The sequence below is a fragment of the Rhodococcus sp. T7 genome (assembly GCF_009872365.1).
In the GTDB taxonomy this organism is placed as follows: domain Bacteria; phylum Actinomycetota; class Actinomycetes; order Mycobacteriales; family Mycobacteriaceae; genus Rhodococcus_F.
Genome location: NZ_WXYH01000100.1, coordinates 1 through 8,138 on the forward strand (window position 1 = coordinate 1; position 8,138 = coordinate 8,138).

Genomic DNA, 8,138 nt, shown 5'->3' on the forward strand with positions numbered 1-8,138 from the left:
CGCCGCGCTCGGTGTCCGCGAACCGCTGGTGAAAGCACTCGCCGACAAGGGGATCACCTCCCCGTTCCCCATCCAGGTCGACACCCTCCCCGACACGCTGTCGGGACGCGACGTGCTCGGCCGCGGCAAGACGGGCAGCGGCAAGACGCTGGCCTTCTCCATTCCGATGGTGTCCCGCCTCGCAGGCGAACTGTCCGGCGGAAAGCGCCGCCCGGGCCGGCCGGTGGGCCTGATCCTTGCCCCCACCCGTGAGCTCGCCACGCAGATCACCGCAACCCTCGAGCCCCTCGCCGCCGCGTACGACCTGCGAGTCACCACCATCTTCGGTGGCGTCTCCCAGAACCGTCAGGTGAGTGCCCTCAAGGGGGGCGTCGACATCGTCGTCGCGTGCCCCGGACGGCTCGAAGACCTGATGAAGCAGAAGTTCGTGAGTCTCGACGCCGTCGAGATCACCGTGCTCGACGAGGCTGATCACATGGCCGACCTCGGCTTCCTGCCCGTCGTCACCCGCATCCTCAACGCGACCCCCCAGCAGGGGCAGCGGCTGCTGTTCTCCGCCACCCTGGACAACGGCGTCGACAAGCTCGTGAAGCGGTTCCTGAAGAACGAGGTGCTGCACTCGGTCGACGAGGCGAACTCGCCCGTCGCGGCCATGACGCACCACGTGTTCGACGTGGACGGCGTCGAGGCCAAGCGCAAGCTGGTCGAGCGGCTCGCATCCGGCACCGGACGCCGGATCCTGTTCATGCGCACCAAGCACCAGGCCCGCAAGCTGGCCCGTCAGCTCACCGAAGCGGGAATCCCCTCGGTCGACCTGCACGGCAACCTGTCGCAGGCGGCCCGCGACCGCAACCTCGCCTCATTCTCGGCCGGTGAGGCCCGCGTGCTGGTGGCCACCGACGTCGCGGCACGCGGCGTGCACGTCGACGACGTCCAGTTGGTCGTCCACGTCGATCCGCCCGCCGAGCACAAGGCCTACCTGCACCGCTCCGGCCGCACCGCACGCGCGGGCAGCGCAGGCGACGTCGTCACGGTCGTGCTGCCCGAGCAGCGCAAGGACCTCGCCGTCCTCATGCGCAAGGCCGCGATCAAGGTGACCCCGGTCCGCAGCACCGCGGACTCCGCACACGTGCTCGACCTGGTCGGCGACATCGCACCGCACGTCGCTCCCGCCCCGAAGGCGGCGCCGGCATCGAACGGCGGCGGCGGACGCAACCAGCGGCCGGGCGGCGCCCAGGGCGGACGCGGCGGTCAGGGCGGTCGCGCACACGGTCAGGGCGGCGGCGCACGTCGCTCCCGCTCGGGTGGAGCCGGACGCCCCCGCGCAGCCTCCTCTACGGGCGGGGGAACCCGCACGGCGTCCGCCGGCGGTTCACGCCGCCGTCAGGGCTAGAACTTCTCGAGGTGGACGGCGTCGGCCAATGGCCGGCGCCCCCGCCACCCGAAGCGCTCGAGGTCCGGCACCTGCTGGAACTCGGCAACCCTCCCCACGCACAGCCATGCGATGGGACGCACCGGCTCGGGGATCCCCAGCAGTTCGGTGAGATATGGCTCGTCGTAGAACGACACCCAGCCGACGCCCACGTTCTCGGCGGCCGCGGCGAGCCACAGATTCTGGATCGCGAGCACCGCGGAGAACAGACCCGTGTCGTCGACCGTGTGCCTGCCGAGGATGTGTTCGCCACCGCGACTCCGGTCGTACGTCACGACCACCCCCATGCCGCTCTCGCAGATCCCCTCGATCTTGATGGGATCGAACGTCTTCTTCCGGTCTTCGGGCAGCGACTCCGCGAAGCGCCTGCGAGCGCCGGCCACGTGGTCGGCGAACGTGGTCAGCGTCCCGGTGTCGCGTACGACCACGAAATCCCACGGCTGGGTGTTGCCCACACTGGGTGCGCAGTGCGCGGCGCCCAGGATGCGGTCGAGAACCTCTTCCGCGATCGGCTCCCCGGTGAACTCGGCCCGCACGTCGCGGCGGCGACGGATCGCGTCGTACACCGACAGCGCCGGCTCGGAATTCGTATCGGGACTACACGCAGACTCGGTCACGCCGTCACGGTATAGCGGTGCACACCCAGCATCGCACCGGGGTCCGCATCTTCGCCCGCCGCCACGACGCAGCCAGCGAGCCGGGTCCGCACGTGCTCGGCTTCGATGTCGGCCCCGATGAGCACCAGCTGGGTCGCCCGCTCCTCGCCGGGCTCCCAGCGCGTCGACGTGAACCTGATGTGCGGGCCGACGGTCTGCACCTCGAACTTCCGTGATTGCCCGGGAACCGCGAAGTGCACGAATCCCTTGATCCGGTAGATCCCCACCGGCCGCTGCTCGAGGAACTCGACCAGCCGCCGCGGATCGATCGGCTCGTCCGAAGCGAAATCGACGGCCTCGTAAGACGAATGCAGGTGGTCGTGGTCCTCGCAGTGGTCGTGCTGATCCAGCAGGAGCTGGTCGAGGGTGAGCTGCTCCCCCGCCGCCGGTTCACGCCCCGGTTCCCGGTCGAACAGCAGGGTGGGCTCGATCCGGCCGTGCGCGGTGGTGAGGACGGGCGCGCGGTCGTTGTAGCCGCGGACCATCGCCTGCACGGCGACGCGCCGGTCGTCGTCGATGCGGTCCGTCTTGTTCAGGATCACGAGGTCGGCGAGTGTGACGTGCTTGCCGAGGTCCAGGTGCTGCGCCGACATGTCCTCGAACTGCTCACCGTCGACCATCACGACGAGACCGCCGTACACCACGTGCGGGTTGGTGCTGCCGAGGACGAGACGAATCATGTTGCGCGGCTCGGCAAGCCCGCTCGCCTCGACGATGATCACGTCGATCTGCGACGCGGGATGCGCGAGGCGGTCCAGCATCTCGTCCATGTCGCTGACGTCCACGGCGCAGCACATGCAGCCGTTGCTCAGCGACACCATGGAATCGACCTGGCCGGCCACCATCATCGAATCGATGTTCACGGCGCCGAAGTCGTTGACGATGACTCCGACCCGGACGCCGCGGTTGTTGCGCAGCACGTGGTTGAGCAGGGTGGTCTTTCCCGAACCGAGGAATCCGGCGACGATGACGACGGGAATCCGCTTCTTCGCCAACGCTGCGACCTCCGTGGGACCTCGACGAGCTACCGGGCGCCCATCCTAACGCCCGGCACGCACCACCGACGCGGGGACGGTACCGCGCCGTCATCGCGTCCTCCCTTACTCGGCCGGACGTGCTTCGCTCAGCGGACGGACGGCGCCGAGTCGAGGTCGCGGACCCGACGCGCGGGCGACCCCGCGTAGAGGCCGTTCGGCTCGCAGTCCCGGGTGACCACCGCGCCGGCCCCGACGACGCACCCTTCGCCCACCGTCACTCCGGGAAGGATGATCGCGCCCGCGCCGATCCAGCACCCGTCGCCGATCACGATCGGGCGGTCGAACACTCGCCCGGCCCGGCCGGAATCCGGACCGATCTCGTGGGTACTCGTGACGAACTGGACGCGGTGCCCGACGGCGACCTGCCTGCCGAGTGCGATGGGCGCGGTGCCGTCGAACAGGACTCCGCGGTTGACGAACGTCCCCAACCCCATCGTGACGTCCTTGCTGCCGAAGTAGCAGCCCGAGTAGATGCCGGCTCCCCACACTTTCGCTCCTGCGGCCATCAGCAGCAGGACCCGCAACCACACGGGGACGAACGCGGAGGCCTGGACGATGGTGACGAACCGCATCCCGTCACCCTATCCCCGCGGGGCCCATTCGCGGCCGAGGTTGCTGTTCGTTAACTGAATCACCGCACGAAAATGCGAGGTGCGGCGTATTATGTGGGCGCCATCGAAGAAGCATGAGGGGGGAACAGTGAAACAACTGGATAGCGACGGATTCGCTGCGCTGATGGAGTCCATTCCCCACGCGATCAGCGTTCACGACCGCGAACGAAACGTCGTGTTCAGCAACCCCGCGTGCGCGGCCCTGATCGGCTACGACGCCGAAGAATTCGCGGCTCTCGACCACGAGCAACTGTTCCACCCCGACGACGCCGCACTGTGGGGCACCATGCTCGCCCGGGTCCTGAGCCAGGAAAGCCCCAGCGCGACAGCACATCTGCGGATCCGGCACCGGGAGGGCCACTGGATCTGGGTACTCGTCGCGGCGTCCACGTTCACCGCAGGCACCGAGAGACTGGTCGCCCTCGTGCTCCAGGACGTGTCCGACACGATCTGGGGCAACCCGACGGCCGCGAGGCAGCCGATCCGATAACCGTCCGCTCACCGACCGCCACAGGAGGCCGTGCCGTTGCACGGCGGAGTCCGGACGGTGGCGCCGCATCGCCGGCAGAAATGGGTGCGGTGGCCACCGTTGTTCGACGTCGCACACCCGCACACCTCCCACCCCACCAGGCACGTGTTGGCGGCCAGCGGGTGCCCGTTCGGGCAGCACCCCGGCGCGGTCTCGGTTCGGGCGGCCACACGTCGAATCTACCCGGCTGTCGAACACATGTGCGAATCGGGCGCCGCGGCCCGGACCGTCACATGTAGTTGCCGGGCGAACCGTCCTCCTGGCCGTCCTCCCGCTCCACCAGGAACCAGCTCCCAGGGGCGTAGATCAGCTCCCGCGCGGCGCGGACGATGACGAGCGCCCCGGACTCGTGGATGCTGTAGCTGTCGTCGTCGCCGAAGTCGGTGACGGCGAACTCCGCCAATTGATCGAATGAGCGATGCGTCACAGTGAATGTCATGACGCCAGTGTCCCACCGGGACAAGAGGGATGAATGAGTAAAGCCTCCCACCCGCATCGTCTGCGGATGAGAGGCTTCTCTCGAAAGTGGAGCTAAGGGGACTCGAACCCCTGACCCCCACACTGCCAGTGTGGTGCGCTACCAGCTGCGCCATAGCCCCGTATTCGGTTGTTCTTCGCACTCGGAATGACTTCCTCCGTGCTCGAAGAAAGTTACACCATTGCCGACCGGGCCAACAAATCGCCTGGTCAGAGGCGCTTCGCGCCCGTGCGCCTTTCTGGTTGTCCCAGCTACCAAAAAGGCGCACGGGCGGCGGAGCCGCCTACAGCTGCGACACCCAGTTCTCGTTGGACAGCGCGTCGATCACGGTGCCGTCCTTCACCACGGCGGGCGTGCCGGTGGCACCGCTCGCGGCGAGGGCCTGACGGCCCGCCTCGGCGTGCGCACCCGCCTGCTCGACCTTCGCCCCGGTGGTGATGCACTCGGCGGCTGCGTCGGACGCTCCGGCGTCGCGGGCGATCTGCGCGAGTTCCTCGTTGGTGTGATCGGAGCTGCCGTTCTCCTTCGGCTGGTTCGCCGGCGAGAACAGCGCCGCGTGGAAAGCCGAATACGCCACGGCGTCACCGGTTTCGGCGACGCACTCGGACGCCGCGACGGCGCGGGTGGAATAGTCGCCGCTGGCCGAGAGCCGGTTGAGGAAGTTCAGGACGTGGTAGCGGACGGCCACCTTGCCGTCGTCGATGGACTGGGCGAGTTCCTGGCCGTTCTTGTTCTCGAGTTCGGCGCAGTACGGGCACATGGGATCTTCGAACAGGTCGACCGTGGTCGCCGCGTCCGGCTTGCCGAGGAGCACGACACCGTCGGCCTGCAACGCCACCTGGACCTCGGAGTTCTGGACCCCGCCGTAACCGTCGTTGCGCGGCTTGCTGCGGTTGCTCTGCCAGATCACACCCCCGATGACGAGTACGGCGATGACCAGTACGGCGAGCCCACCGAGAATGTAGGTGGACCGGCTGGATTCCGGCTGCGGGTTGTACTTGTTCTTCGAGCTCACGTGGATGCAGTCCTTCGACGTCGGATCGATTTACCGAATGCTTACTCTGCCACCGTCTGCTGAGGGGTCACTGAGAAAGTGGTGCGGGAGCGGAGCCCCAGCGCGAACGGGGAACGGGGGAACACGATCAGCCACACGGCCAGTGCGAGGAAGCCCACATCCCGGAGGATTTCCTCGGCGTAGTCCCACCCGTTCACGTCGGCCGCACCGCCGCCGCCGAAGCATCCGCAGTCGATGGACAGCCCGCGAGTCCACACCGAGACGATCACGCCGATGAGGACGAGCAGGAGCACCGCGGACACCGAGGCCGTGGCGCGGACGGCGAGCCCGATCAGCAGGAGCAGACCCAGGGCGATCTCGAAGAACGGCAGCGTGTTGGCAACCGGCCGGACGAGGTCTTCCGGCAGTAGCTGGTACGCCCGGACCGCGATGATCGTCTGGGCGGGATCAGCGACTTTCAGTGCGCCGGAGACCAGCCAGACGGCGGCGAGTGACAGCCGGGCGAGCAGGGAGACGACCTTGATCCACACCCGGACGAGCGTACCGAAGACGCCGGTCAGACCGCCTCGACCGACACCCTGGGCGCCGCCTTGTTCGGGACCAGCAGCCAGCCGATCGCGGCGAGGAGCATGACCCCTCCGGTGACACCGAATGCGACCGCGTACGACAGGTGCTGGGCGAGCAGACCCGCGCCGACCGGGCCGAGGACCCCGCCGACGTCCGCGACCATCTGGAACGCGGCCAGTACGGGGCCGCCGCGGGACTTGGCGCCCACGACGTCGGCGACCGCGGCCTGCTGTGCGGGGCTCATCACTCCGGAACCGATGCCCGCGATGCCGGACAGCACGAGGAACACCAGCAGGTTCTCGCTGAGCCCCATTCCGACGGTGCTGGCGCCGCACACCAGCAGTCCGAGCAGGACGAACAGCTTCCGGCCGTACACGTCCGACAGTCGCCCGGACACGATGAGGACGAGCGCGTTGCCGACGGCGAACACGGTGAGGGCGATACCGGCGAGCGCTGCGTCGCGGTGCAGCGCCTCGACGACGAACAGCGGCACCATCGCCACCCGCACGCCGAAGATCACACCACCGAACGCGAAGTTGGAGCCGAGCGCGGCCCGGTACACGGGCTGCCCGAGTGCCTCCCGCAGCGTCATGGCGGCGCCGGAGGCGGTGGCGTCGGGCGCCGTCAGGTGCGAACCCCGCAGGCTCACGAAGACGACAGCCGCGGCGACGACAAGTGCGATCGCGTAGATGACGAACGGAACCCGGAGCCCGAATCCGACGAGCAACCCGCCGACGAGGGGTCCGGAGATCGATCCCATCAGGAAGCTCGTCGCGTAGAGCCCGGACACGCGACCGCGGCTGTCCACCGGTGCGATGCGGATCACCAGGCCCATCGACGACACCGTGAACATCGTCGAGCCGATCCCCCCGAGTGCGCGGAAGAGCAGCAATTGCCAGTAGTCCCCCGCGATCGCGCAGGCGGCGGTCGAGGCCGCGACGATCAGGAGCCCGGTGATGTAGACCGGCCGCTCCCCCAGTTTCTGCACGAGCCGGCCGCTGACCGGGGCGAAGATCAGGCGCATGAACGCGAACGACGAGATCACGACGGTGGCCGCCGTCACGCTCACATCGAAGCTGCGGGCGAACTGCGGGAGGGCGGGTGCGACGATCCCGAATCCGAGTGCGATGACGAAGCTGGCCGAGACCAGCACCCAGATTTCCGAAGGGAGCCGCGGGCTGCGCCCGGCGGGCAGCCCGGCTGCGCGAGTGTTCATAGTTGAATCCGATGGTAGGTGCCCCCGCTTCCGCGGCAGCACCTACCCCGCCGAACACCTACTTCAGGACGTCGGCCACCAGTTCCTTGGCCGCCGCCTGTACCTGCGCGAGATGATCCGGGCCCTGGAACGATTCGGCGTAGATCTTGTAGACGTCCTCGGTGCCTGAAGGCCGCGCCGCGAACCACGCCGATTCGGTGGTGACCTTCAGCCCGCCGAGGGCCGCCCCGTTGCCCGGGGCGCTCGTCAGCGTCGCGGTGATCGGCTCCCCCGCCAGTTCTGTGGCCGACACCTGTTCGGGGGACAGTTTCGCCAGCACCGCCTTCTGCTCCCGGGTGGCGGGGGCGTCGATGCGGGCGTAGGCGGGACTGCCGAACTGCTCCGTCAGTTCCCGGTACCGGACCGACGGTGTCTTTCCCGTCACCGCCGTCATCTCCGAGGCGAGCAGGGCCAGGATGATCCCGTCCTTGTCGGTGGTCCACACCTCGCCGTCGTGGCGCAGGAACGACGCTCCCGCGCTCTCCTCAAGGAGGAGTCGCCGACGTCGGGCGACATTCGCATCGCGGATTTCCATGTCAACAAGCTGTCGGCCCGGCG

At 68.4% G+C, this 8,138-nt stretch carries 9 protein-coding genes, 1 tRNA gene and 1 pseudogene; 2 read left to right on the forward strand and 9 right to left on the reverse strand.

Annotated elements, in window-relative coordinates; translation table 11 throughout:
- Positions 1–1,393 (forward strand): DEAD/DEAH box helicase (locus MLGJGCBP_RS12470; RefSeq protein ID WP_442972095.1); only part of this gene is annotated, 1,393 nt, incomplete at its 5' end.
- On the opposite strand, the gene bluB is transcribed toward MLGJGCBP_RS12470, so the two are convergent.
- The 3 genes from bluB to MLGJGCBP_RS12485 all read right to left on the reverse strand — a co-directional run bounded on the left by bluB (position 1,390) and on the right by MLGJGCBP_RS12485 (position 3,697).
- Positions 1,390–2,049 (reverse strand): 5,6-dimethylbenzimidazole synthase, encoded by a 660-nt coding sequence (gene bluB / locus MLGJGCBP_RS12475; RefSeq protein WP_087556628.1) that lies wholly within the window; start codon positions 2,047–2,049, stop codon positions 1,390–1,392. The genes MLGJGCBP_RS12470 and bluB overlap by 4 nt on opposite strands.
- Positions 2,046–3,083, reverse strand: coding sequence for a CobW family GTP-binding protein (locus MLGJGCBP_RS12480; protein ID WP_160095934.1), 1,038 nt, complete (start codon positions 3,081–3,083; stop codon positions 2,046–2,048). Before MLGJGCBP_RS12480 ends, bluB begins: the two co-directional genes overlap by 4 nt.
- Before the next feature lie 128 nt (positions 3,084–3,211).
- The gene (locus tag MLGJGCBP_RS12485; RefSeq protein WP_087556630.1) at positions 3,212–3,697 is read right to left on the reverse strand and encodes an acyltransferase; all 486 of its coding nucleotides are present in this window, start codon (positions 3,695–3,697) and stop codon (positions 3,212–3,214) included.
- A 127-nt stretch (positions 3,698–3,824) separates the two neighbouring features.
- Between MLGJGCBP_RS12485 and MLGJGCBP_RS12490 the strand changes: the two genes are divergently transcribed.
- Positions 3,825–4,226 (forward strand): PAS domain S-box protein, encoded by a 402-nt coding sequence (locus MLGJGCBP_RS12490; protein ID WP_236581055.1) that lies wholly within the window; start codon positions 3,825–3,827, stop codon positions 4,224–4,226.
- 268 nt (positions 4,227–4,494) lie between these two features.
- Here MLGJGCBP_RS12490 and MLGJGCBP_RS12495 read toward each other — a convergent pair whose 3' ends face one another.
- From MLGJGCBP_RS12495 to MLGJGCBP_RS12520, 6 genes and pseudogenes are all read right to left on the reverse strand, one after another.
- Positions 4,495–4,704 carry a hypothetical protein gene (locus MLGJGCBP_RS12495; RefSeq protein ID WP_011598322.1) on the reverse strand — a complete coding sequence of 70 codons (210 nt, stop codon included), beginning with the start codon at positions 4,702–4,704 and terminating at the stop codon, positions 4,495–4,497.
- A gap of 87 nt (positions 4,705–4,791) precedes the next feature.
- Positions 4,792–4,864 (reverse strand) — tRNA-Ala (locus tag MLGJGCBP_RS12500).
- A gap of 162 nt (positions 4,865–5,026) precedes the next feature.
- A complete protein-coding gene (locus MLGJGCBP_RS12505; RefSeq protein WP_160095936.1) occupies positions 5,027–5,758 on the reverse strand; it encodes a DsbA family protein in 732 nt (243 codons plus the stop codon).
- Positions 5,759–5,799: 41 nt separating this feature from the next.
- A complete protein-coding gene (locus tag MLGJGCBP_RS12510; RefSeq protein WP_160095938.1) occupies positions 5,800–6,288 on the reverse strand; it encodes a MauE/DoxX family redox-associated membrane protein in 489 nt (162 codons plus the stop codon).
- A gap of 26 nt (positions 6,289–6,314) precedes the next feature.
- Complete coding sequence (locus tag MLGJGCBP_RS12515; RefSeq protein WP_160095939.1) at positions 6,315–7,541, reverse strand: MFS transporter; 1,227 nt, start codon at positions 7,539–7,541, stop codon at positions 6,315–6,317.
- Positions 7,542–7,599: 58 nt separating this feature from the next.
- Positions 7,600–8,138, reverse strand: a pseudogene (locus tag MLGJGCBP_RS12520) (phosphoglucomutase, alpha-D-glucose phosphate-specific); the annotation flags it as partial.

Excerpts from the sequence above, each read along its gene's own strand:
- MLGJGCBP_RS12485 (WP_087556630.1), bottom strand. The coding sequence starts at position 3,697 with ATGCGGTTCGTCACCATCGTCCAGGCCTCCGCGTTCGTCCCCGTGTGG.
- MLGJGCBP_RS12515 (WP_160095939.1), bottom strand. The coding sequence starts at position 7,541 with ATGAACACTCGCGCAGCCGGGCTGCCCGCCGGGCGCAGCCCGCGGCTC.
- MLGJGCBP_RS12495 (WP_011598322.1), bottom strand. The coding sequence starts at position 4,704 with ATGACATTCACTGTGACGCATCGCTCATTCGATCAATTGGCGGAGTTC.